21 protein-coding genes are annotated in these 23960 nt (G+C 76.2%); 10 read left to right on the top strand and 11 right to left on the bottom strand.

The features are described 5' to 3' along the window. Nucleotides 1–86: 86 nt before the first annotated feature. The gene (locus tag CHB98_RS12840) at nt 87–905 is read left to right on the top strand and encodes an exodeoxyribonuclease III (protein WP_089305977.1); all 819 of its coding nucleotides are present in this window, start codon (nt 87–89) and stop codon (nt 903–905) included. On the opposite strand, the gene CHB98_RS12835 is transcribed toward CHB98_RS12840, so the two are convergent. Next, the gene (locus CHB98_RS12835) at nt 880–1737 is read right to left on the bottom strand and encodes an ABC transporter permease (RefSeq protein WP_089305976.1); all 858 of its coding nucleotides are present in this window, start codon (nt 1735–1737) and stop codon (nt 880–882) included. The genes CHB98_RS12840 and CHB98_RS12835 overlap by 26 nt on opposite strands. Before the next feature lie 25 nt (nt 1738–1762). Further along, on the bottom strand, nt 1763–2692 hold the full coding sequence (locus tag CHB98_RS12830; RefSeq protein ID WP_281251863.1) for an ATP-binding cassette domain-containing protein: 930 nt from the start codon (nt 2690–2692) through the stop codon (nt 1763–1765). Nucleotides 2693–2786: 94 nt separating this feature from the next. On the opposite strand from CHB98_RS12830, the gene CHB98_RS12825 reads away from it, so the two are divergent. Continuing rightward, entirely contained in the window at nt 2787–3263 is a 477-nt protein-coding gene (locus tag CHB98_RS12825; protein WP_218822350.1) for a MarR family winged helix-turn-helix transcriptional regulator, read from the top strand. Between the two features lie 67 nt (nt 3264–3330). After that, on the top strand, nt 3331–4428 hold the full coding sequence (locus tag CHB98_RS12820; RefSeq protein ID WP_089305974.1) for an SPL family radical SAM protein: 1098 nt from the start codon (nt 3331–3333) through the stop codon (nt 4426–4428). 75 nt (nt 4429–4503) lie between these two features. On the opposite strand, the gene fdhA is transcribed toward CHB98_RS12820, so the two are convergent. Beyond that, nucleotides 4504–5724, bottom strand: coding sequence for a formaldehyde dehydrogenase, glutathione-independent (fdhA, locus tag CHB98_RS12815; RefSeq protein ID WP_089305973.1), 1221 nt, complete (start codon nt 5722–5724; stop codon nt 4504–4506). Nucleotides 5725–5949: 225 nt separating this feature from the next. Between fdhA and yaaA the strand changes: the two genes are divergently transcribed. Next, nucleotides 5950–6696 carry a peroxide stress protein YaaA gene (gene yaaA / locus CHB98_RS12810; protein ID WP_089305972.1) on the top strand — a complete coding sequence of 249 codons (747 nt, stop codon included), beginning with the start codon at nt 5950–5952 and terminating at the stop codon, nt 6694–6696. Nucleotides 6697–6855: 159 nt separating this feature from the next. Next, nucleotides 6856–9456, top strand: a complete 2601-nt coding sequence (locus CHB98_RS12805) for a SpoIIE family protein phosphatase (protein ID WP_089305971.1) — start codon at nt 6856–6858, stop codon at nt 9454–9456. A gap of 84 nt (nt 9457–9540) precedes the next feature. Here CHB98_RS12805 and CHB98_RS12800 read toward each other — a convergent pair whose 3' ends face one another. Then, nucleotides 9541–10320, bottom strand: a complete 780-nt coding sequence (locus tag CHB98_RS12800) for a GAF and ANTAR domain-containing protein (protein WP_245821119.1) — start codon at nt 10318–10320, stop codon at nt 9541–9543. A gap of 466 nt (nt 10321–10786) precedes the next feature. On the opposite strand from CHB98_RS12800, the gene CHB98_RS12795 reads away from it, so the two are divergent. After that, nucleotides 10787–12202, top strand: a complete 1416-nt coding sequence (locus CHB98_RS12795) for an amidase (protein WP_089305970.1) — start codon at nt 10787–10789, stop codon at nt 12200–12202. A gap of 136 nt (nt 12203–12338) precedes the next feature. On the opposite strand, the gene CHB98_RS12790 is transcribed toward CHB98_RS12795, so the two are convergent. The 3 genes from CHB98_RS12790 to CHB98_RS12780 form a co-directional block, all read right to left on the bottom strand. After that, complete coding sequence (locus tag CHB98_RS12790; RefSeq protein WP_089305969.1) at nt 12339–17261, bottom strand: NAD-glutamate dehydrogenase; 4923 nt, start codon at nt 17259–17261, stop codon at nt 12339–12341. Nucleotides 17262–17340: 79 nt separating this feature from the next. Then, complete coding sequence (locus CHB98_RS12785; RefSeq protein ID WP_245821118.1) at nt 17341–17709, bottom strand: phage holin family protein; 369 nt, start codon at nt 17707–17709, stop codon at nt 17341–17343. 47 nt (nt 17710–17756) lie between these two features. Beyond that, complete coding sequence (locus tag CHB98_RS12780; RefSeq protein WP_089305967.1) at nt 17757–18479, bottom strand: GAP family protein; 723 nt, start codon at nt 18477–18479, stop codon at nt 17757–17759. Between the two features lie 71 nt (nt 18480–18550). On the opposite strand from CHB98_RS12780, the gene CHB98_RS12775 reads away from it, so the two are divergent. From CHB98_RS12775 to CHB98_RS12760, 4 genes are all read left to right on the top strand, one after another. Further along, on the top strand, nt 18551–19150 hold the full coding sequence (locus CHB98_RS12775; protein WP_089305966.1) for a TetR/AcrR family transcriptional regulator: 600 nt from the start codon (nt 18551–18553) through the stop codon (nt 19148–19150). A 54-nt stretch (nt 19151–19204) separates the two neighbouring features. Continuing rightward, nucleotides 19205–20401: an ATP-binding protein gene (locus CHB98_RS12770; protein WP_089306029.1), complete on the top strand. Its 1197-nt coding sequence runs from the start codon at nt 19205–19207 to the stop codon at nt 20399–20401. 124 nt (nt 20402–20525) lie between these two features. Next, complete coding sequence (locus CHB98_RS12765; protein WP_089306028.1) at nt 20526–21479, top strand: alpha/beta fold hydrolase; 954 nt, start codon at nt 20526–20528, stop codon at nt 21477–21479. Nucleotides 21480–21650: 171 nt separating this feature from the next. After that, nucleotides 21651–22061: an ATP-binding protein gene (locus CHB98_RS12760; protein ID WP_342744030.1), complete on the top strand. Its 411-nt coding sequence runs from the start codon at nt 21651–21653 to the stop codon at nt 22059–22061. Nucleotides 22062–22163: 102 nt separating this feature from the next. Here the strand turns inward: CHB98_RS12760 and CHB98_RS12755 are convergent, their stop codons facing one another. Genes CHB98_RS12755 through CHB98_RS12740 form a run of 4 tightly spaced genes read right to left on the bottom strand, consistent with a single transcriptional unit; the run spans nt 22164 to nt 23960 of the window. Continuing rightward, nucleotides 22164–22664, bottom strand: a complete 501-nt coding sequence (locus tag CHB98_RS12755) for a hypothetical protein (protein ID WP_089305964.1) — start codon at nt 22662–22664, stop codon at nt 22164–22166. Beyond that, nucleotides 22661–23023 carry a response regulator gene (locus CHB98_RS12750; protein ID WP_089305963.1) on the bottom strand — a complete coding sequence of 121 codons (363 nt, stop codon included), beginning with the start codon at nt 23021–23023 and terminating at the stop codon, nt 22661–22663. The genes CHB98_RS12755 and CHB98_RS12750 overlap by 4 nt, the downstream gene beginning before the upstream one ends. Next, entirely contained in the window at nt 23020–23580 is a 561-nt protein-coding gene (locus CHB98_RS12745; RefSeq protein WP_179224471.1) for a chemotaxis protein CheX, read from the bottom strand. Before CHB98_RS12745 ends, CHB98_RS12750 begins: the two co-directional genes overlap by 4 nt. Then, entirely contained in the window at nt 23577–23960 is a 384-nt protein-coding gene (locus CHB98_RS12740) for a response regulator (RefSeq protein WP_089305962.1), read from the bottom strand. The genes CHB98_RS12745 and CHB98_RS12740 overlap by 4 nt, the downstream gene beginning before the upstream one ends.

Raw genomic sequence — 23960 nt, 5'->3', positions numbered from 1 at the left:
CATGCTCCCATCCGCCAGCGTGTCGCGGGATCCGCGGACGCCCGCGTGGCGATCGCCTGCCGGCAGGCCACCTAGGCTGGGTCCCCGTGCGTCTCGCCACCTGGAACGTCAACTCGATCCGCACCCGCGTCGACCGGGTGGCCGCATGGCTGCAGCGCTCCGACGTCGACGTGCTCGCCCTGCAGGAGACCAAGTGCCGGGACGACCAGTTCCCGGAGTCCCGCTTCACCGACCTCGGCTACGAGGTGGCGCACGTCGGCCACTCGCAGTGGAACGGCGTGGCGCTGCTGTCCCGCGTCGGGCTGGCCGACGTCGAGGTGGGCTTCCCGGGGATGCCGTCCTGGTCGGCCAAGGAGGGCGCCGAGCCGGCCGCCGAGGCGCGCGCCCTGGGCGCCACCTGCGGCGGCGTGCGGGTGTGGAGCCTCTACGTCCCCAACGGCCGGACGCTGGCCGACCCGCACTACCGCTACAAGCTGGACTGGCTCGGTGCGCTGCGGACGGCGGCCGGCGGCTGGCTGGCCGAGGACGCCGGCGCGCAGGTGGCCCTGGTCGGCGACTGGAACATCGCGCCGCAGGACGACGACGTGTGGGACGTGCGGGTGTTCGCCGGCGCCACCCACGTCTCCGAGCCCGAGCGCGCGGCCTTCCGCGCCGTCGTGGAGGCCGGGTACGCCGACGTCGTCCGGCCGCACACGCCCGGCCCCGGGGTCTACACGTACTGGGACTACACCCAGCTGCGCTTCCCGCGCCGCGAGGGCATGCGGATCGACTTCGTGCTGGCCTCCCCCGCGCTGGCCGCCCGGGTGGCCGGCGCGCGCATCGACCGCGAGGAGCGCAAGGGCAAGGGCGCCAGCGACCACGCCCCCGTGGTGGTGGAGCTCAGCGGGCCCGGCGGTAGCGGGTGATGGCCAGGGCGGCCATGACGACGGTGATCGCGGCGATCCAGGCCAGCGCGACCGGGACGACCTCCCCCAGGGGCTGGCCCAGGACCAGCGCGCGGATGGCGTCGATGGCCGCCGTGATCGGCTGGTTGTCCGCGAAGGCCCGCAGCCAGCCGGGCATCGAGCCGGTCGGCACGAACGCGGAGCTGGCGAAGGTCAGCGGGAAGATGACCAGGAAGCCGGCCGCCTGGGCCGCCTCGGCGTTGCCGACGACCAGCCCCACCAGGGCGTAGTACCAGCTGAACGCCACGCCCAGCAGCAGGAGCAGCCCGACCGCGGCGAGCAGGCCGGCGACGCTGTCCGGCCGGAAGCCGACGGCGAGGCCGACGGCGACCATCAGCGTGATCGACAGCAGGTTGCGGGCCACGTCGGCGAGCACCCGCCCCGTGAGCACGGCCGAGCGGGCCATCGGCAGGCTGCGGAAGCGGTCCACCACGCCGGAGGCCAGGTCCTCGGTCAGCCCGACGGCGGTGGCGATCCCGCCGAAGACCACCGTCTGCACGAACACCCCGGCCATCAGGTAGTCGACGTAGTCGACGCCCGGCACGGTGATCGCGCCGCCGAAGACGTAGCGGAACAGCAGCGTGAACATGATCGGCTGGATGGCGGCGAAGACGAGGATCTGGGGCTGGCGCAGCTGGCCGACCAGGTTGCGCCGGGTCACCGTCAGCGCGTCGGTGACGGCCCACCCGAGCAGCGGCCGGTACTCCTGGGCCGGCGGTCGCCCGGGCCGCCCGACGGGGCGGAGCGCGTCCGCCCGGTCCGGGCCGGCGCTCGTCGTCGTTCCTGTGCTCATGCGGGGCTCCTGGGACGGGGGCTGCTCAGGCAGCGCGGGAGGTGAGGGAGAGGAAGACCTGGTCGAGGCTGGGCTCGGTCAGGGACAGCCCGCGGACGGCCACCCCGGCGGCGTCCAGGCGGCGGACCACCTCGGTGAGCGCGGCCGGGCCGTCGGCCACCTCCAGCACCACCGTCTGGGCGCCGGGGTCGACGGCCGGGACGCCGGTGCCGATGCCGGCCAGGCGTGCGGACGCCGTCCGGACGGCGTCCTCGGTGGGCAGCTGGACGACCAGGCGGGTGGCCGCGAGCCGCGACTTGAGCTCCGCCGGCGTCCCCTCGGCCACGACGCGGCCGGCGTCGATGACCGCGATGCGGTCGGCGAGCTGGTCGGCCTCCTCGAGGTACTGGGTGGTCAGCAGCACGGTCGTGCCCGCGGCGACCAGCTCCCGCACGACCGACCAGAGGTCCGCGCGGCTGGCCGGGTCCAGGCCGGTGGTCGGCTCGTCGAGGAAGACCACCAGCGGCTCGGCGACGAGGGCGGCGGCCAGGTCCAGGCGGCGGCGCATGCCGCCGGAGTAGGTGCCCGCCGTCCGCCGCCCGGCGTCGGTGAGGCCGAAGCGCTCGAGCAGCTCGCCGGCCCGGCGGCGCGCGGCCGGGGGCCGCAGGTGGGCCAGGCGCCCGGCGAGCAGCAGGTTCTCCCGGCCGGTGAGGTTGGGGTCGACGGCGGCGAACTGGCCGGCCAGCCCGATGCTGCGCCGGACCTCCCGGGGTTCGCGCACCACGTCGAAGCCCGCGACCCGCGCGCTGCCGGCGTCCGGCCGGGCCAGCGTGGCGAGCACCCGGACCGCCGTCGTCTTGCCGGCCCCGTTCGGGCCGAGCAGCCCCAGCACGGTGCCGCCGGCCACGGCCAGGTCGATCCCGTCGAGCGCCTGCACCGCTCCGAAGGCCTTGCGCAGGCCGCTGACCTGGATCACGTCCGTCTCCTCTCGCGGGTGGACCGACTCCATGGCACCGCAGACATTCCGTTGTGTCAACTATCCGGACGTACCAGCTTGCTAGACTCCCGGCGTGTCCTCCGCCGACCGCTCCCCGGTCCGGGCCACCGCGGCGCAGCGGTCCGAGCTCGGCGAGGCCGTGCTGCGCTTCTTCGAGACCTTCGCCCGGACCATGCACGCCGCCGCCGAGGCCGGTGGCCTGACCGTCCCGCAGGCACGGCTGATCGACGTGCTCCAGCCGGGGCAGCCCCTGCCGATGTCCGAGGTCGCGCGGCTGCTGGGCTGCGACACCTCGAACGCGACCGGCCTGGTCGACCGCCTCGAGCAGCGCGGCCTGCTGGAGCGCCGGGCCGCGCCCACCGACCGCCGCGTGCGGGCGGTCGTCCTGACCCCGGAGGGCGAGTCGGCCCGGGCGGACCTGGTCCGGCGCACCCGCACGGACAACCCGCTGTTCGCCGGCCTGGACGGCGAGACGGCCCGCGCGCTCAGCCGGCACCTGCGCGCGCTGGCGCAGCCGGCCGACGTCCCCGCGGAGCAACCCGTTCGCTGAGCCGCCGGGTGGCCGACCTCACCGGCCGGCCGGCAGGAACGGTGCCCGGCCGGTGTTGTACCCGGCGATGACCGCGCCCGCCCTGCCCGGGGCCCTCTCGCCCACCCGCCTGTGGACCCCGAAGCGGGTCCTCGTCACCCGCTCGGCGGCCGAGCGGCCGCACGGGCGGCGCGTCCTGGCCCGACTCGAGGCCGCCGGCGTGTCCGACGTCGAGCTGCTCCCCGGCGACCGGCTGCCCAACCTGCGCGGGGACGGCGACCGCGCGGCGTTCATGGCGGCCAAGGACACCCTCGCCCTCGTCGTCCCGCCCGCCTCCAAGCGGGCGCTGCAGCCGATCGCGCCCTCGGCCGACTGGCGCCTGGACCTGGCCGAGGGCTGCCCCGCGCACTGCCAGTACTGCTACCTGGCCGGCTCGCTGTCCGGCCCGCCGATCACCCGGGTGTTCGCCGACCTCGACGAGGTGCTCGCCGGCCTGGACGGCTACGTCGGCCGCGGCTCGGTCACCTCCGGCACCGTCGCGCGCGGCGGCGAGGGGACGACGTTCGAGGCCTCCTGCTACACCGACCCGCTGGCCATCGAGCACCTCACCAGCGGGCTGGCCCGGATGGTCGAGCACTTCGGCACGCACGAGTGGCCCGGCCCGATCCAGCTGCGGGCCACCACCAAGTTCGACGACGTCGCCGGCCTGCTCGGCCTGCCGCACCGCGGGCGCACCCGGCTGCGGTTCTCGGTCAACGCGGCGTCGGTCGACCGCCGCTTCGAGGGCGCGACGGCCAAGGTGCCCGGGCGGCTGCGGGCGCTGTCGACGGTCGCCGCCGCCGGCTACCCGGTGGGGCTGACCATCGCGCCGATCATGCCGGTCGAGGGCTGGCAGGAGGAGTACGGCGAGCTGCTCGACGCCGCCGCCGCCGCGCTGCCGGCCGGCGCCGACCTCACCGTGGAGTGCATCACCCACCGGTTCACGCCCGGCAGCAAGGAGACGCTGCTGGACTGGTACCCGCGCACGAAGCTGGAGATGGACGAGGCCCGGCGCACCACCAAGCGCGGGAAGTTCGGCTCGGTCAAGCACGTCTACCCGAGGGAGACGATGGGCGAGCTGCGGGGCTGGTTCGAGGCCGCCCTGGCCGACCGGCTGCCCCAGGCCCGGCTCCTCTACTGGACCTAGGAGGAGGACCCCCCTGCCTCCCACCGCTCGCACGCCCGCGGTGGGCCGCTGCAGGGGGGCCATCCCCTGGTGCTGCTAGGCGGCCGGGATGAGGCCGTTCGGGTCGAGGATGTACTTCTTGGCCGCGCCCTGGTCGAACTCGGCGTAGCCGCGCGGCGCGTCCTCCAGCGGGATGACCTCGGCGTTGACCGCCTTCGCGATCTGCACCCTGTCGTGCAGGATCGCCATCATCAGCTGGCGGTTGTAGCGCATCACCGGGCACTGGCCGGTGGTGAAGGCGTGCGACTTCGCCCAGCCCAGCCCCAGTCGGATCGACAGCGAGCCCACCTGCGCGGCCTCGTCGACCGCACCCGGGTCACCGGTCACGTAGAGCCCCGGGATGCCGAGCGCGCCGCCGGCCCGCGTGATGTCCATCAGCGAGTTGAGCACCGTCGCCGGGGCCTCCTGCCCGGCGCCCTCCCCGTGCCCGCGGGCCTCGAAGCCGACCGCGTCCACGCCGCAGTCGACCTCCGGCTCGCCGAGGATCTGCGCGATCTGCTCCTTGGGGTCGCCCTGGGAGACGTCGACGGTCTCGCAACCGAAGCTGCGGGCCTGGGCCAGCCGGTCGGGCACCAGGTCCCCGACGATGACCACCGCGGCGCCGAGCAGCTGGGCGGAGGCCGCCGCGGCGAGCCCGACCGGGCCCGCGCCGGCGATGTAGACCGTCGACCCGGTGCCGACGCCGGCGGTGACGCAGCCGTGGTAGCCGGTCGGGAAGATGTCCGAGAGCATCGTCAGGTCGCGGATCTTGGCCAGCGCCTGGTCGCGGTCGGGGAACCTCAGGCAGTTCCAGTCCGCGTAGGGGACCAGCACGTACTCGGCCTGGCCGCCGGTCCAGCCGCCCATGTCGACGTAGCCGTAGGCCGAGCCGGGGCGGTCGGGGTTGACGTTCAGGCAGATGCCGGTCTTGCCCTCCTTGCAGTTGCGGCAGCGGCCGCAGGCGATGTTGAACGGCACGCTGACGATGTCGCCGACCTCGAGGAACTCCACGTCGGAGCCCTTCTCGACGATCTCACCGGTGATCTCGTGGCCGAGCACCAGTCCCTCGGGCGCGGTCGTCCGGCCGCGCACCATGTGCTGGTCGCTGCCGCAGATGTTCGTGCTGACCGTCCGCAGGATGACCCCGTGCGGGGTCTTGCGGCCCACGTTGGCCGGGTTGACGCCCGGCCCGTCCTGCAGCTCCAGCTTCGGGTACTCCAGCTCGGCCACCTCGACCTTGCCCGGCCCCATGTACTTGACCGCCTTGTTGCCTGCCACGGACGCTCCTCTCTCAGCGGCGGCACACCGGTGTGCCGGCCGGGTGGGTGTGCACCGCCCGCGGCCCTCGGGGGGTCCGCGCGGGCGCCGGGAGCGCGCCTGGTCAGGACCTCCGGAGGCTGGGAGGCGGCAGGCACAGAGTGTGGTGTGCACCACCCGATCGGGCGCCGGGGAACGCCCCGGTCCGGCGCGTCCCCGGCCTGTGCACACGTAGCGTGCTCCCCCGTGCTCGTACTGCTGCCGCCGTCGGAGACCAAGGCGCCTGGTGGGGACGGCGCCCCGCTGGACCTCGCCGCGCTGTCCTGGCCCGGGCTGACCGACGTCCGCGCCCGGCTGGTGGCCGCGCTGGTCGCTCTCGCGGGCGACCCCCGGGCGGCGCGGACGGCACTGGACCTGTCCGAGGCCCAGGACGACGAGGTCACCCGCAACGCCGCGCTGCCCGGCGCCCCGACGCTGCCCGCGCTGGAGCGGTACACCGGCGTCCTGCACGCCGCGCTCGACGTGCGCTCCCTCACCCGCGCCCAGCGCGCGCGGGCCGACCGCCGGCTCGCGGTCGGGTCGGCGCTGTTCGGCGTGGTCCGCGGCACCGACCGCATCCCGGCCTACCGGCTGTCGGCCGGCTCGGCGCTGCCCGGGCTGCCGCCGCTGCGCGCCCTGTGGCGGCCGGTCCTCGGCCCGGCACTGGCCGCCGTCGACGAGCTGGTGGTCGACCTGCGCAGCGGCGCCTACGCCGCCCTGGCCCCGGTGCCCGGCGCGGTGACCCTCGACGTCCGCAGCGAGCGCCCGGACGGCACGCGGACCGTGGTCAGCCACGCGAACAAGGCACACAAGGGCCGCGTCGCCCGCCTGCTGGCCACCACGACCGGCGAGCCGGGGGACGTCGTGCGGTTGCGGACGCTGCTGCGGCGGGCCGGGTTGCACGTGGAACACGACGGCGGCACGGCACTGACCCTGGTCGTTCCCGCCGGTTGAGACCGTGGACACCCAGCGTCACGGGTGACGTGATCTGCGTCGGGATCATTGCACCCCACCGAAGGGCGTGGCATAACGACGGGGACGTGTGGGCCCGAACAGCGTGGCCGCCGGCGGTTCCGCAACACCCGGCCGGGCGTCGATGACGGAGAGGTCCCGGTGGACGGTTCCCCACGGCCGCGCGACGGCGCGCGCTCGCCCGAGGTCGAGCAGGCGGCGGAAGGGCTGCGCACCGACGGCTCACGCCTGCGCGCGGCGCGCCGGCTCCGCACCGCGCCGGGGGCCTCGCCGGCCGTCGACCGGCTGGTCGAGCTGGCCGCCCGGCTGCTGGGCGCGTCGTCCGGGCAGATCTCGCTGCTGGACGACGTCCAGTCCGTCGCCGGGTCGGCCGGGCTGCCCCCGGGCAGCGCCACCCGGGAGACGGCGCTCGACCGGACGCCGTGCACGCTGGCCGCCGCCGCCGGTGCCCTCGCCATCTCCGACGCGCGCGCCGACGAGCGGGTCGGCCACCTGCCGACGGTGGTGGCCGGGCAGGTCGTGGCCTACCTCGGCGTGCCGCTCACCGACGGAGGGGGCCACGTCGTCGGCACCCTCTGCGTCTTCGGACCCGTGCCGCGGGAGTGGTCGGAGACCGACGTCGCCACGCTGCGCCAGTTGGCCGCCTCGGTGGTCACCGAGCTGGAGTACGCGGCGCTCACCGGCGAGTACGCCCGCCAGCACCTGCGCTGGCGGCTGGCGATGGACGCCGGCGGGGTGGGCACCTTCGACTGGGACCTGCGCACCGGCGAGCTGGTGTGGGACGAGCCGCTGATGGCGGTGTTCGGCTACACCGCCGCGGAGTTCGACGGCACCATCACCGCGTTCAACCGGCGGCTGCACCCCGACGACCTGCCCCGCGTCGGTGAGGCGCTGCGCACCTGCATCGAGGCCTGCGGCGACTTCGAGGCCGAGTACCGGGTGGTGCGCCCCGACGGCGAGACCCGCTGGGTGCAGGCCCGGGGCCGGGCGCTGGGCGGTCCGGACGGGACCGCCGCCCGGCTGCTGGGCGCCGCGTACGACACCACCGAGGACCGCACCGGGGACGTCCGCGTCAGCCGGGTGCTGGAGGCGATGCCGGCCGGCTTCTACTCGCTGGACCACGAGTGGCGCTTCACCCACGTCAACGCCGAGGCCGAGCGGCTGCTCGGGCGCAACCGCGACGAGCTGCTCGGCCAGGTCATCTGGACGGCGTTCCCGGCCACGGTGAACAGCGTCTTCGAGGACGGCTACCGCAGCGCCGTCCGGACCGGGCAGCCGGTCAACTTCGACGCGTACTACCCGGCGCCGCTGGACGGCTGGTACGAGCTGCGCGCGTGGCCGAGCCCGGAGGGCCTGTCGGTGTACTTCCTCGAGGTCACCGACCGCAGGCGGGCGCGGGACCGGGCCGAGCGGTCGGCCCAGCGACTGGCGCTGCTCGCGCAGGTCAGCGCCGAGCTGGCCGGCACCCTGGACGTGCAGGCCGCCACCAGCCGGCTCCCCCGGCTGCTCGTCCCGGGGCTGGCCCCGTGGTGCATCGTCACCGTGGTCGACGCCGAGGGGCGTCCGCGCGACGTCGGCTGGTGGCACGCGGAGCCGGCGTCCCGGGCGCTGGTGGAGCGCTACGCCGCCGTCCGGCTGGACGCGATGCCGGCCACCTCGCCGGTGGCGCGGGCGCTGCTGGCCGGCGAGGCGGTGCGGGCCGACGCCCGCGACGTGGCCACCCTGCTGCCCGTCGGGGAGGCGCGCGAGCTGCTCACCGCCCTGGACCCGGGGTCGGCGGTGTGCCTGCCGCTGCGCGGCCGCGGGCGCACCCTGGGCGTGCTGACCCTGTACTACGCGCCGGGCGAGGTGCTCTCCCGCGAGGACCAGGCCACCGCGCAGGACGTCGCCGACCGCGCCGGCCTGGCCCTGGACAACACCCGGCTCTACGCCCAGCAGCAGCAGCTGGCGGAGGGCCTGCAACGCAGCCTGCTCACCGAGCCGCCCGAGCCCGACCACGCCGAGATCGCCGTCCGCTACCTGCCCGCGGTCGAGGCGGCCCGGGTCGGCGGTGACTGGTACGACGCGTTCCTGCAGCCCAGCGGGGCCACGATGCTGGTCATCGGCGACGTCGTCGGCCACGACACCGAGGCGGCCGCGGCCATGGGCCAGCTGCGCGGGCTGCTGCGCGGCATCGCCACCTACAGCGACGCCAACCCGGTCGAGGTGCTGCGCGGGCTGGACGCCTCCATGGCGGTGCTGCAGACGCGCGTGCTGGCCACCGCCGCGGTGGCCCGCTTCGAGCAGACCGAGGACGAGCGCCGCCGCGGCGTCACCCGGATGCGGTGGGCCAACGCCGGCCACCTGCCGCCGCTGGTGATCAACCCCGACGGCAGCGTGGCCGAGCTGGCGGCCTGGAAGGGCGACCTGCTGCTCGGGGTCGACCACGAGGTGGAGCGGCAGGAGTCGGTGGTCACCCTCGACCGCGGTGCCACCGTGCTGCTGTTCACCGACGGCCTCGTCGAGCGCCGCGACGCCGACCTGGACGCCGGGCTGGTGCGGCTGCGCGAGGCGCTGGCCGACGTCGTCCACCTGCCGCTGGAGGACCTCCTGGACGAGGTGCTCGAGCGCCTGGTCGACGGGCGGCCCGAGGACGACGTCGCGCTGGTCGCCGTCCGGCTGCACCGCCAGGACCGGCCCCGGCCGGCCGAGGCGGGGCCCAACGTCGTGCCGGACGTCGTCCCGCCCGAGCCGGCCGGCTGACCGCGGGAGGGGCGGCCCCGCCGCCCTCCGTCTGGAGCGGCGGGGCCTGACCGCCGGAGCCCCCCGGGAGGCCTCGGCGGCTGCTCAGGAGTCTCCCGGCGCCCGGGACGCCGGGCGACCCGACCGTGGTCGCCGGCCGGCGCCGTCCCCCGACCCGGCGGGGAGCTCACCGGTGTGCACGAGCTCGTCGGCGATGGTGCGGAGCTTCCGGTTGGTGCCCATCGACGCCTTGGTGAGCAGCTGGAACGCCTGGTCGGCGGTGAGCCGGTACCGCTCCATGAGGATGCCCTTGGCCTGGTCGATGACGGCCCGGGACTCCAGCGCGGCCTGCAGGTCGTCCGCCTGGCTGCGGGCCCGCTGGTAGGCGTGCAGGTTGCCGGCCGCGACGGCGGCGTACGAGCCGAAGCCGGTGGCCGCGGCCCGGGCGGCGTCGTCGAAGGCCGCTGCCCGGCGGGCGTAGACGTTCAGCGCCCCGGCCACGTCGTCGTCGACGGCCAGCGGGATCGACAGCGAGCTGAGGCTGCCGCGCTCGGCCGCGCGACGCCCGTGGTCGGGCCACCGGGGGTCGGTGCGGGTGTCGGTGATCTCGGTGAGCTCGCCGCTGCGGGCGGCGTGCAGGCACGGCCCCTGGTCCTGCTGGTACTGGGACTCGTCGAGGTCGAGGGCCAGCGGGCCGGTGTGCACCACCGTCGTCGGGCGGTCCCGGACGAGCAGGGTGACGGAGGCCTCGGGCTCGCCGGGCAGCACCGCCCGGGCCAGGCCGGCGACGGTGCTCAGCAGGTCGTCCATGGACAGCTCGCGGAGGGAGAGCCGCCCGAGCGTCTCGAGCGCCGCAGCAGCGTTCGCGGGTGGGTCGATGGCCACGGAAGGCCTCCGGTCGGGTGCACCGGGGCGGGTGACCTCGGCCACGGGGGCCGACGTGGCGTCCCGCGCGTCCTGAGCACGCCGCTGGTTCGACGTGGCGTCGGCGTCAGCAGGGCGGCGCCTGCGGGCAGACTACGCGCGTCTGTCGGGTGACGGGCCCGAGACGCGTCCCGGTGGCGGTGTCGTGCCCGTCGGCGGGCCCGGAGGGTCCCCGGCGGGTGCGACGGGCGGGCTCCGCGCAGGCCGGGGACGCCTCCCGGTGGCGGTGTCGTGCCCGTCGGCGGGCCCGGAGGGTCCCCGGCGGGTGCGACGGGCGGGCTCCGCGCAGGCCGGGGACGCCTCCCGGTGGCGGTGTCGTGCCCGTCGGCGGGCCCGGAGGGTCCCCGGCGGGTGCGACGGGCGGGCTCCGCGCAGGCCGGGGACGCCTCCCGGTGGCGGTGTCGTCCGGTAGGACGACGATGTCGTCGTGACCACCACCGACGAGCTGTGCCTGCGCTCCGCGACCGAGCTGGCGGGACTGATCCGCTCCCGGCAGCTGTCCGCGCGGGAGCTGACCGACGCCTGCCTGGAGCGCATCGACCGGCTCGACGGGCAGGTCAACGCGGTGGTCACGCTGGACGCCGACGGTGCTCGCGCGGCGGCGGACGCCGCCGACGCCCGGCTGGCCGCGGGTGAGGACGTCGGTCCGCTGCACGGCCTGCCGGTGGCGCACAAGGACACGCACGCCACCGGCGGGATGCGCACCACCTGGGGCTCGCCGCTGGCCGACACCGTGCCGGCGGAGGACGAGCTGGTGGTCGCCCGGCTGCGCGCGGCCGGCGCGGTGCGGGTCGGCAAGACCAACGTCCCGGAGTTCGCGGCCGGCTCGCACACCTTCAACCCGCTGTTCGGCGCCACGCACAACCCGCACCGGCACGGCCTGTCGGCGGGGGGGTCCAGCGGCGGCGCCGCCGCGGCGCTGGCGGCCGGGTTCGTGCCGGTGGCCGAGGGCAGCGATTTCGGCGGGTCACTGCGCAACCCGGCGGCGTTCTGCAACGTCGTCGGGCTGCGGCCCACGCCGGGCCGGGTGCCCACGTGGCCGGCCCCGATGGGCTGGTCGCAGATGTCCGTGCAGGGCCCGATGGGCCGCACCGTGGCCGACGTCGCGCTGGTGCTGTCGGCGCTGGCCGGACCCGACCGGCGGGTGCCGATCTCCCTCGACGACCCCGGTGCCCGGTTCGCCGCGGCGCTGCCGGAACGCCTCGACGGGCTGCGGGTGGCCTGGGCGCCGGACCTGGGCGGGCGGGTGCGGGTGGACCCGGCGGTCACGGCGGTGCTGTCGGCGAGCGTGGCGGTGTTCGAGGAGCTCGGCGCCACGGTGGAGGCCGACTGCCCGGACCTCTCCGGCGCCGACGACGTGTTCGGCACGCTGCGGGCCTGGCTGTTCGACGCCACGTTCAGCGACCTGGCCCGGCGGCACCCCGACGGGCTCAAGGAGTCGATCCGCTGGAACGCCGCGATGGGCGCGGAGCTGACCGGCGCGGACGTGGCGCGCGCGGAGCTCGCGCACACCGCCCTCTACGAACGGGTCGTCGGCTTCTTCGACCGCTACGACGTGCTGCTGGCGCCGACGACGCAGGTGCTGCCCTTCCCGGTGGAGCTGGAGTACCCGGCGGAGATCGCCGGGGAGCCGCTGCCGGACTACCTGGCCTGGATGCGGTCCTGCACGCTGATCACCCCGACCGGGTGCCCGGCGCTCTCGGTGCCCGGCGGCTTCACCCCGGACGGGCTGCCGGTCGGGCTGCAGGTGGTGGCCCCGCCGCGGGCCGACCGGCGGGTGCTGGAGGTCGGCCACGCCTTCGAGCGGGCGACCCGCTTCGGCGAGCGCCGTCCCCCTCTCTGATGCCGTCTGGCCCCGTCTACCGCCACGGCTAGAGACCGGCAGACAGACCTCGGCGGCCGCCGTCGACCGGTGTCCACCGCCCTGTCGCTCCGGCGCGAGACGGCGGTAGACGACGCTCGACGCCGGGCCCAGGGGCTCAGGTGCGGCGGCGCAGGCCGCGCAGGGTGCGGACGGCGACGAGCAGCTCGGCCAGCTCCTGGCGGTCCCCCGCCGCGATGTCGACCAGCTGGGCGGCCGCCCGCTGCTGCGCGCCGTCCCAGCCGGACACCCAGCGCCCGAGGAGCTCCCCGGCGTCCTCGGCGGCGCCGCGGCGGTCGGCGAGCACCTCGGCGGTCAGTGCGGCCTGCTCGGTGGCCAGGTCGTCGCGCAGCGAGGCGCGCGCCATCGACGGCCAGCGGCGGTCGCGGGGCAGCGCGACGACCAGCTCGCGCAGCGGCACCAGGGCCAGCCGCTCGGCCACGGCCTGGTGCACCCGGCCGGCCAGCTCGATCGGCGCGCCGGTGCGCTCGGCGACGACGGCGAGGTCCAGCGCGGCCGGCAGCAGCGGCGCCGCGGCCACCTCGGCGGCCAGCGCCGCGGGCACCCCGGCCGCCTGCAGCCGGGCGCTCCGCGCGGCGTGCGCCTCGGCCTCGGCGCCGAGCAGCCAGGACGCCAGCCCGGCCCGCACCGCGGCCACCGGTGCGGCGAACCGGTCCGTCACGGCGCCCAGCGGGGTCGCCTCCCCGGCGGTCAGCTCCGGCAGCCGCAGCAGCCAGCGGGCCGCCCGCTCGGCCAGCCGGGTCGCCTCGGTGCGCAGCTCGACCTGGGTGGCCGCCGGCACGCGGTTGTCCAGCGGGCGGACGGCGTCCCAGAGACGGTCGACGTCGAACACCGCCCGGGCCGCCGCGTGCGCGCGCACCACCCCGGCCAGGGGCACGCCGGTCTCCTCGGCCAGCCGGAACAGCCCGGAGACCCCGGCCAGGTTGACCGCCCGGTTGGTCAGCGCGGTCGCGACGATCTCCCGCCGCAGCGGGTGCCGGGTGATCGCCTGCGGGAAGCGCCGGCGCAGCGCGGCCGGGAAGTAGCCGACCAGCAGCTCCTCCAGGGTCGGGTCGTCGGGCAGCCCGGAGGCGAGGACGGCGTCGCCGGCCTCCAGCTTGGCGTAGGCCAGCAGCACGCACAGCTCCGGGCTGGTCAGCGCCTGCCCGTCGCGCCGCCGCTCGGTGAGCTGGCGGTCGTCGGGGAGGGACTCCACGCTGCGGGCCAGCCGCCCGGAGCGCTCCAGGGCCCGCAGGAAGCGCGCGTGCGCGTCCAGCAGGCTGCGCGCCGACGTGGTCTCGACCGCCAGGGCCGCGTTCTGCGCGTGGTTGTCGGTCAGGACGGCGACGGCGACCTCGTCGGTCATCTCCCCCAGCAGCGCGGCGCGGCCCTCGGCGTCCAGCTCACCCGCCTCGACCACCCGGCCCAGCGCGATCTTGATGTTGACCTCGTGGTCGGAGGTGTCCACGCCGGCGGAGTTGTCGATGGCGTCGGTGTTCACCCGGCCGCCGGCCAGCGCGTACTCGACCCGGCCGCGCTGGGTGAGGCCGAGGTTGCCGCCCTCCCCCACCACCCGCACCCGCAGGTCCCGGCCGTCGACCCGCACCGCGTCGTTGGCCTTGTCCCCCACGTCGAGGGCACTCTCGGTCGAGGCCTTGACGTAGGTGCCGATGCCGCCGTTGAACAGCAGGTCCACCGGGGCGAGCAGCACCGCCCGGACCAGCTCGACCGGGGAGAGCGTGTCGGCGTCGTCGGGCAGCCCGAGCGCCGCCCGCATCGGCTCGCTGACCGGCACGGCCTTCGCCGTCCGCGGCCACACCCCGCCGCCCGGGCTGATCAGCGTCGGGTCGTAGTCGGCCCACGAGGAGCGCGGCAGGTCGAACAGCCGGCGTCGCTCGGCGAACGACGTCGCGGCGTCCGGGGTGGGGTCGACGAACACGTGCCGGTGGTCGAAGGCGGCGACCAGCCGGATGTGCTCGCTGAGCAGCATCCCGTTGCCGAACACGTCGCCGGACATGTCGCCCACGCCCACGACGGTGAAGTCCTGCGACTGGACGTCGAGGTCGAGCTCGCGGAAGTGCCGGGTCACCGACTCCCAGGCGCCGCGGGCGGTGATGCCCATGGCCTTGTGGTCGTAGCCGACCGAGCCGCCGGAGGCGAACGCGTCGCCCAGCCAGAAGCCGCGCTGCAGCGCGACGGCGTTGGCCAGGTCGGAGAAGGTCGCCGTCCCCTTGTCCGCGGCGACGACCAGGTAGGTGTCGTCGCCGTCGTGGCGGACCACCCGCTCCGGCGGGACCACCTCGCCGTCGAGCAGGTTGTCGGTGAGGGACAGCAGCGCGCCGATGAACAGCCGGTAGCAGGCCTGCCCCTCGGCCAGCCAGGCGTCCCGGCCGTCGGACTCCGGCGGTGGCCGGCGGACGACGAACCCGCCCTTGGCGCCGGTGGGCACGATGACGGTGTTCTTCACCATCTGCGCCTTGACCAGGCCGAGCACCTCGGTGCGCAGGTCCTCGTGCCGGTCGGACCAGCGCAGCCCGCCGCGGGCGACCGCGCCGAAGCGCAGGTGCACACCGGCGACCCGCGGCGAGCTGACCCACACCTCGCGGGCCGGCCGCGGCTCGGGGACGTCGGGCACCTGGGCGGGGTGCAGCTTGAGGGCGAGCGGGCCGCCCGCGTAGTAGGTGGTGCGCTGGGTGGCCAGGACGGCGGCGAGCATGGCGGTGAGCACCCGGTCGGCGTCCAGGGACTCGACCGCGCCGATGGCCTCGCGCAGCGAGGCGACCAGCTCGTCGGTGCGCGCGGCCCGCCCGGTCTCCCGCTGGGGGTGGAAGCGGGTCTCGAACAGCGCGACCAGGCGGGCGACGACGTCCGGGTGGGCGGCCAGCGTGGTCTCCACGTAGCCCTGCCCGAACGGCAGCCCGGCCTGGCGCAGCCACTGCACGTAGGCCCGCACCACGGTCACCTGGCGCCAGTTGAGCCCGGCCAGGAGCACCAGGGCACCCAGGCCGTCGTCCTCGGCGTCGCCGCGCCACACCGCGGACAGCGCCTCGGTGAACCGCTCGGGCAGCGAGCCGGGGAAGGGCAGCTCGCCGGCCGGCGCGGTGAGCCCGAAGTCGTAGATCCAGGCCAGCGGGGCGCCGATCCGGTCGATCTCGTAGGGCCGCTCGTCGACGACGTCGACGCCGAGGTGCTGCAGCATCGGCAGCACGTCGGACAGCAGCAGCCGCCGGCCCACCCGGAAGACGGCCAGCCGCGGCTCGGCGGCCGAGGAGCCGCGGCGCAGCACCAGGCCCAGCTCCCCCTCGGCCAGCCCGTCGAGCCGCTCGAGGTCCTCGACGGCGGTGGTGGCCGGGAAGTCCTCCTGGTAGGCGCCGGGGAAGGCGTCGGCGACCCGGGCGAAGCGGCGCTCGCCGTCGGCGCCGTACCGGGCGGTGAGCGCGTCGGCGAGCTCGTCGGTCCAGCTGCGGACGACGGCGGTGAGCGCCTCCTGCAGCGCGGGCACGTCGACGTCGGGCAGCGTCGCCGGCCCGCCGCGCGCCACCGGCGGGCGGACGACGAAGTGCAGCCGGGCCAGCACCGACTCGGTGACCCGGGCGGTGTACTCGATGCTGGAGCCGCCCAGCCGCTCGAGCAGCAGCTGCTGCACCTGGGTGCGGACCTGCGTGGTGTACCGGTCCCGGGGCAGGAAGACGATCGCCGACCAGAACCGGCCGCCGGGGTCCTGGCGCAGGAACAGCCGGGTCTGCCGGCGTTCCTGCAGGTACAGCACGGCGAGCGCCACCGGCAGCAGCTCGTCGGTGCCGACCTGGAAGAGCTCGTCGCGCGGGTAGGTCTCCAGGACGCCGAGCAGCTCCTTGCCGGTGTGGCTGTCGGCGGGCACGCCGGAGCGCGCCAGCACCTCGGCCGCCCGGCGGCGCACCAGCGGCACCTCGCGGACCGGGTGCGCGGCGGCCGCCGTCGGGAACAGGCCGACCAGGCGGTGCTGCCGGGCCGGACCGCCGCCCTCGGCCGGCAGGGTGACCGTGACCAGGTCCAGCCACGTGCGGCGGTGCACCGTGGAGCGGGTGTCGGCCTTGGTCACCGCGAGCAGCGTGCCACCCGGGGCGGCCTCCGGGGCGGTGGAGACGTCGGCGTCCCCGCGCAGCACGCCCAGGCCGCTGCCGGCGACCGGACGCGCGCTCACCCGGCCGCGGGCGCGCTCCAGGTCGACGTCGCGGGCGCCGAGGAAGACGAAGTTGCCGTCGGTGAGCCAGCGCAGCAGCTCGGCGGCCTCCGCCGGGTCGTCGGCGGGGTCGGCGGACCCCCCGGACCCCGCCCGGTCCAGCCGGTCGGCCAGCTCCAGGGCACGGGCCCGCATCCGGTCGGCGTCCTCGTGCACGGCGCGGACGTCGCCCAGCACGGTCCGCAGCCCGGCGACCAGGTCGGCGCTGGCCTCCTCGTCCAGCGGCCCGTCGAGCAGGACGGCCATCCAGGACTCGGCGAGCGCGTCGGTGCCGCAGGCCAGCGGGTCGGCGCTGTCGCAGAACGCGCGGATCCGACCGGTCACGTCGCGGCGCACGACCAGGACCGGGTGGACGACGTGCTCCAGGCCGAAGCCCTGCCGCACCACCTCGGCGGTCACCGAGTCGACGAGGAACGGCATGTCGTCGGTGACCACCAGCACCAGCGCGCGGGGCGTGCCGCCGTCCCGGGCGGGCAGCTCCTGGACGTCGACCGTGGCCGACCCCTGCGGGCGTACCTCGGCCAGCCGCAGGTGGCGCAGCGCCAGCGCGGCGAGGTCGGCCGGGTCGTGGCCCTGGACCTCGGCGGCCGGCTCGCTCCAGTAGTAGCGGCGCAGCAGCGCCGGGACGTCGTCGGCGCCGCACCCGGCCGGCAGCCCCGGGGCGCCGGTCATCGCATCGGCGGCGGCGCGCTCCAGCAGGAGGCGCTTCTCGGCACGTGCCGCCTCGAGGGCGGCGAGCTCGGTCGCGGCGGCGGGCGTGCCGTCCTCCGCGGGGGCCGGTACCGGGATCGCCGGGACCGCGCCGGTGGTGCGGGTCATGTCGCCCGACGCTAGTAGAAGGACCCCCTCGCCCCCCACCACTCGCGGGCTCGTGGCGGGCCTCTGCGAGGGGTCCGGCTCAGCGCCGTTCGGTCAGCTGGTCGGCGACCCAGCCGCCGATCGCCAGCAGCAGCCCGCCGAGGACGGCCGCGCCCACGCCGTCGACGTGCAGCCGGTCGCTGATGGCGGCGGTCGTGCCGAGCAGCGCGGCGTTCACCACGAGCAGGAACAGGCCGAGCGTGACCAGCACGAACGGCAGCGACAGCAGCCGCAGGACCGGCCCGACGACGGCGTTGACCACGGCGAACAGCAGCGCGATCCACAGCCAGGTGCCCGGCTCGCCGAGCGGTCCCTGCGGGTTGGGGACCACGGTGATGCCGGCGACGACCCGGGTGACGCCCCAGAAGACGACGGCCATGAGAGCGACCTTGACTGCGAACCTCAGCACCCCGTCCACGCTAGCGAGGCGGGCCGGCAGCACCCCGGACGCCGGCATCAGCCCACCGGCAGCGCGTCCCCCACCAGGTAGAGGCCGACCAGGAACAGCACCCAGGCGACGGTCTCCCCCGAACCGCGCGACAGCAGCCGTTCGACCCGGGCGAGCAGCGGGGCGACCCGCTCGTGCAGTGCCACGCGCAGGGCGAGCAGCACCAGCGCGGGCAGGACCATCAGCAGGCAGTAGCCGGCCAGCACGGCGACCATCGGGACGGTGCCCAGCCCGGAGGTCACCAGCAGGGCGATCGCGGCCAGGTAGGGCAGCATCGAGGCGGCCTCGACCCCGACCGCGGTGACCGCCAGGGCCACGACCGCCCCGCCGCCGCCGGACTCCTCCCCCCGGACCCGGTCCCGCCAGCGGGCCAGCCGGCCGGGGCCGCGGGCGGCGCGCGCCGCCCGGCGCCGCTCCTTGCCGGCCGCCGTCCACGGCTCCACGGTGAGCCCCAGCACCACCAGCACCCCGCCGGCGACCAGCTGCACGACCCGCCCGGCGGTGCTGTCCAGGGCCGCGGCGACCGGGCCGGCCAGCTCGGCCGCGCCGAGCAGCAGCGCCACGCCGATGAGCAGGTAGCACGAGGCGACCGCGCCCAGGAAGGTGAGGATGCGGCCGACCCGCACCCGGCCCGGTGCCGCCATCAGCCACACGGGGAGCACGAGGGTGCCGATGCTCGTGCTGTCGACGAGCGCCAGGCCGGCCAGCGACAGCAGCACCGCGAGCTCCACCGGGACCCCCCGTCGTTGGCAGCACGACTGTGCTGTCGAGCCAAGCTAGCACAGTCGTGCTATCAAGAGCCGTGCCCCGCATCGTGGACGCCGAGCAGCGGCGCCGGGAGCTGACCGAGGCGGTCTGGCGGGTCATCCGGCGCGACGGCGTCCAGGCCGCCTCGGTGCGGGCCGTCGCCCGGGAGGCGGGCACCTCGATGGGCGCCCTGCGGCACTGGTTCGCCACCCAGGACGAGCTGCTGCACGTCGCGATGACGCGGGTGGTGGAGCGGGCCCGGTCCCGGGCCGAGGCGGCGGCCGCGGCCGGTGGCCCCCTCGTGCCGCGGCTGCTGCGGGTGCTGGAGGAGGCCCTGCCGCTGGACGACGAGCGCCGGGCGGAGGCCGAGGTGTGGCTGGCCCTCACCGCGCGGGCGCTGGTCGACCCGGCCCTGGCCGAGCTGCGCGACCGGTCGGCCGGCGAGCTGCACGGGTTCTGCACCGAGGTGGTGCGGGTCCTCGTCGCCGAGGGGGTGGCCCGCGCGGACCTCGACGTCGACCTGGAGGGCGAGCGGCTGTACGCCGTGGTGGACGGGCTGGCCGTGCACGCGCTGACCCGCCCGTCGGTGCTCCCGCCGGGCCGGGCGCGCACGGTGCTGGCCGCGCACCTCGCCACACTGGTCGACTCGTCCTAGCCCGGTCTACGCGGGTCTAGCCGCGCGGCTAGACGAGGCCATACGGTGCTCGACGTGGACCCCGTGCGGAACCCGTACGCCCCAGGCGCCGGCCAGCGGCCGCCCGAGCTGGCCGGCCGCGACGCCGAGCTGTCGGCGTTCGACGTCGTCCTGGAGCGGATCGCCCGCGGCCGCCCGGAGCGCTCGCTGGTGCTCACCGGACTGCGCGGGGTGGGCAAGACGGTGCTGCTCAACCAGCTGCGCTCGGCGGCGATCGGACGCGGCTGGGGCACCGGCAAGGTCGAGGCGCGGCCGGAGCAGTCGCTGCGCCGGCCGGTCTCCTCGGCTCTGCACATGGCGCTGCGCGAGCTGCGGCACCCCGACCAGGACTCGATGGACGCCGTCCTCGGCACCCTCCGGGCCTTCGCGCAGCGCGCGGTCGCCGGGGACGGCGGGGCCGCCAGGCTGCGGGACCGCTGGCAGCCGGGCATCGACGTCCCGGCCACCACCGGGCGGGCCGACTCCGGCGACATGGAGATCGACCTGGTCGAACTGCTCAGCGACGCCGCCGGGCTGGCCGCCGACGTCGGCCGCGGCATCGCGCTGTTCATCGACGAGATGCAGGACGTGCAGGCCGACGACGTGTCCGCCATCTGCGCGGCCTGCCACGAGCTGTCCCAGCAGGGCGCGCCCCTGATCGTCGTCGGCGCCGGGCTGCCGCACCTGCCCGCGGTGCTGTCGGCGTCCAAGAGCTACTCCGAGCGGCTCTTCCGCTACCTGCGCATCGACCGGCTGGACCGGCCCGCCGCCGACCGGGCCCTGCTCGCCCCGGCCGAGCGGGAGGACGTGGCCTTCGAGGCCGAGGCGCTGGACGCCCTGTACGCGGCCGCCGACGGCTACCCGTACTTCGTGCAGGCCTACGGCAAGGTCACCTGGGACGTCGCCGCCGCCTCCCCCATCACCGCCGCCGACGTGCGGGTGGCCGCGCCGGTCGCCGAGGCCGAGCTGGCGGTGGGCTTCTTCGGCTCGCGCTACGACCGGGCCACCCCGGCCGAGCGGGAGTACATGCGCGCGATGGCCGACCTGGGCGGACCGGGCGGCTCCGCGGTGGCGACGTCGGAGGTGGCGGCCGCGCTGGGCCGCAAGCCGGCGTCGCTCTCCCCTGCCCGCGACTCGCTGATCAAGAAGGGCCTGGTGTACTCCGCCGAGCGGGGCCAGATCGCCTTCACCGTCCCGCACTTCGGCCGCTACCTGCTGCGCCACCCGGACTGAGAGAGGACCCCGGTGCCCCCCACGCCTCGCAGGCTCGGCGCGGGCCACTGCACCGGGGCCACCTGGCCGGCCGGCGGGTGGGCACGGGCTGCGACCGGGGCGGGGTCCGGGCAGGGTGGGCACCGTGACCGACCCCGCCCGTGATCCCGAGCTGATCTCCGTCCCCGTGCAGGGGGGCCAACTGGCCGCGCTGCACTGGGCCGCCGACGCCCCCGGCGCGCCGATCGCCGTCCTGCTGCACGGCATCACCGGCAACGCGATGGCCTGGGCGCGGGTGGCCGGCGCGCTCGCCGGCGGGTTCGAGGTGGTCGCCCCGGACCTGCGCGGCCGGGCCGCCTCGGCCGGCCTGCCCGGCCCGTACGGCATCGAGGCGCACGCCGCCGACGTCGCCGCCCTGCTCGACCACCTCGGCGCCGACCGGGACGCCGGGGCCGAGGCCGCGGTGCTCGTGGGCCACTCCATGGGGGCCTTCGTCGCCGCGCTGGCGACCGCCGGCACCGCCCGCGACCGGGTGCACGGCCTGGTGCTGGTCGACGGGGGGCTGGCCCTCCCGCAGCCGCCCGGGGCCGACCTGGACGCGATGCTGTCGGCCTTCCTCGGCCCCTCGCTCGCCCGGCTCGGCATGACCTTCCCCGACCTGGCCGCGGTGCGGGCCTTCTGGGCCCAGCACCCGGCGGTCGGCCCGTGGGTCGACGTCCCGTCGGTCGCGGCCTACCTGGCGCGGGACATGGTGCAGAGCCCGGCACCCGGGAGCACGGTCGGCGAGCCCCCGGCGCTGCGCAGCGCGTGCGTGCCCGAGGCGGTCCGGGTCGACGGCGGCGACGTGCTGCGCAACGAGCGGGTCCTGGAGGCGACCACCGACCTGCCGGTGCCCGCGACCCTGCTGTGGGCGACCCGCGGGCTGCTCGACCAGACCCCCGGGCTCTACGACGAGGTGCGGCTGGCCCAGCTGGGCCTGGAGCGCAGCGGGATCACCGCGCGCGAGGTGCCCGACACCAACCACTACTCGGTCATCTGGGCGTCGCAGGGCGTCGAGGCGGTGGCGGCCGCCGTCCGTGACGCCGCCGCCCGCAGCTGACCCGCCTGGACGAGAGCCACGTCACTCCGGGTGGTCGGAAACCCCCGTCGCACGGTTGAGCCCCCAGCCGCGTGGGCACCCCGGGGGGAGTCGGAGACAGCGACGGACGGGGAGAGGGCAGTGGGGCGACTCGCATGGCCGTTGCGCCCGCTACCGGACGGGCGGGGAGAGGTGTGGCGCTGGGACCTCCAGGCCGTCGCCGAGCTCCCGGCGGCGCGTGCGGTCCTGCGTGCCCGGTTGGACGGCGTGGGCATCGCGCCGGACGGTGACGACGACACGGACGCCGAGCGGCTGGTCCTGGCCTTCGACGAGCTGGCGTCCAACGCGCTGCGGCACGGGTTGTCCCCGGTCGTGGCCACGGTGGTCGCCGGCAGCGGCGGCTGGCTGCTCGACGTGAGCGACCGGGACCCCGAGACGCTGCCCAGTCCGGCGGTCGGCCGGGACCCTGCCCAGGGCGGCCTGGGCCTCTACCTGGTGGCCCGGCTGTCGGTGGCCCACGGCTGGTACGTCGACGACGGCTGCAAGCACGTGTGGGCCTGCCTGCCCACGGCCACCGAGGACCGCGAGCCCGCACTCACCTGAGACACCGACGACCCCGGGGCCCTGGCCCCGGGGTCGTCGTGGTCGTGCGCCCGGGACGGCGGGAGGCGTGCTCCTGCGCCGTCCCGGGGCGTGTGCTGCCGGTCAGACCCCGGAGGGGACGACCAGCGAGAGAGCGCCCTTGCCGTACCCGGGGACCTCGATGGCCAGGTCCAGCCGGTTGAAGGCGGCCAGCATGCCGGCGAGGTCGCCGGGCAGCTCGTCGCCGGGCGCGTACAGCCGGTGCAGCTTGGAGTGCGGCGCCCCGGGCACGTTGAACAGCGCGGAGAGGACGTTGACGACCTCGTGCAGCGCCTCGGTGAGCATCTCGGTCAGCTCGCCGTCCTCCGCGACGGCGTCCTGCGCGCCGCCGGGGGGCAGCAGCGCCAGCGCGGCGCCGGTGTAGGCCGACGCGCCGAGGTCCAGGACGCACAGGGCGTTGACCGACAGGTGCGGGTCGACGTAGACGGCCACCGCCACCGGCGACCGCGGCGTCGGGGTGACCGGCGCGCCCGGCATCACCGCGACGGGCTTGCCGGTCAGGCCGGTGAGCATGTCCTTGACCGCCTTGGCGTCGGGCAGGACCACGGTCAGCGGGGCGCTCATGCGATCACCCCGTCCAGGTGCTCGGTGAAGGTGTCCGCGGTGAACGGCTTGGCGATGAGGAACAGCGCGCCGGCGTTGGCGGCCTTCTCGCGCATGTCCGGCGACCCCTCGGAGGTGACGAAGCCGAACGGGACGCGCGAGCCGGCCGAGCGCAGCGCCTGCAGGCACTCCAGACCGCTCATGTTCGGCATGTTCCAGTCCGACAGGACCAGGTCCGGCTCCTCCGACGAGACCTTGGCCAGCGCGTCGGCGCCGTCCTCGGCCTCGACGATCTCGTGGTCGTCGTAGCCGGCCTGGCGGAGTGTGCGGATGACGATCTGCCGCATCACGCGGCTGTCGTCGGCGACGAGGATCTTCACAAGGACGCTCCGTTCGGGTGCGGGTTGTCGTGCGGGGTGGGCAGGGACGGCAGGGCGCCCTGCACGGACACGGCCAGGGGCTGGCCGCGCCACAGGACGTCGATGCGGCAGACGTCCTCCGGGTGGCGGACCGCGGGGGCCGGTCCGACCTCGGGCAGTCCGAGGGTCGAGGGCCCGGGCAGGGCGGCCTTGACGTTGCCGCCGACCACGTTGGCGATCTCGCCGAAGGCGTCGGCGACGTCCTCGTGGTCGAGCAGCTCGGGCGCGGCCTCGCGCAGCAGTGCCCGGGTCAGGTCGGCGGCGGTCTGCCGGCCGGTGGTCAGCACGACGCTGCCCGTCCACGGGCCGACGACGTCGACCCACGCGGACAGCGTGTCGGCCGGCAGGTCACCGGGGACGGGGACCAGCAGCTCCTCCTCGCCGACCAGCGCGACCCACGCGTCGACGGCGATGGCCTCCACGGTGGCCGGGTCGATCAGCGAGGTGATCAGCGTGCGGGCGTCGCCGGTCCGGCGGCGCTCGCCGGTGTCGAGCGGGGGGTGCTGGACCGCGGTCACAGGACGGCCTCCTCGGGCAGCATGCCGAGGAGTGCGAGCTTGTCGCGCAGCGCGTCGGCGGTGAACGGCTTGATGACGTACTCGTGCGCGCCGGCGGCCAGCGCCCTCACGATCTGCCCTTGCTCGCTCTCCGAGGTCACCATCATCAGCGTGAGCCGGCGCCAGGCCGGGTTGGCCCGGACCGCGGAGACGAACTGCAGCCCGTCCATGACCGGCATGTTCCAGTCGATCGTGCACAGGTCCGGCGTCCAGCCCTCCTGCAGCACGTCCAGCGCCTCCCGGCCGTGGCCGGCCTGGCGGGTCTCGTAGCCGAGACCCTCCAGGGCCGCGCCCACGATCCGGCGCATCGCGCGGGAGTCGTCGATCACCAAGGCACGCAC

Source organism: Geodermatophilus pulveris (assembly GCF_900188375.1).
Classification (GTDB): Bacteria; Actinomycetota; Actinomycetes; order Mycobacteriales; family Geodermatophilaceae; genus Geodermatophilus; species Geodermatophilus pulveris.
This window is presented reverse-complemented; position numbering and strand designations above follow the sequence as displayed.

Coding starts and splice junctions, on each gene's coding strand:
- CHB98_RS12755 (WP_089305964.1), bottom strand. CDS start 22,664: ATGAGCGCCCCGCTGACCGTGGTCCTGCCCGACGCCAAGGCGGTCAAG.
- CHB98_RS12790 (WP_089305969.1), bottom strand. CDS start 17,261: ATGACCCGCACCACCGGCGCGGTCCCGGCGATCCCGGTACCGGCCCCC.
- CHB98_RS12835 (WP_089305976.1), bottom strand. CDS start 1,737: ATGAGCACAGGAACGACGACGAGCGCCGGCCCGGACCGGGCGGACGCG.
- CHB98_RS12820 (WP_089305974.1), top strand. CDS start 3,331: ATGACCGCGCCCGCCCTGCCCGGGGCCCTCTCGCCCACCCGCCTGTGG.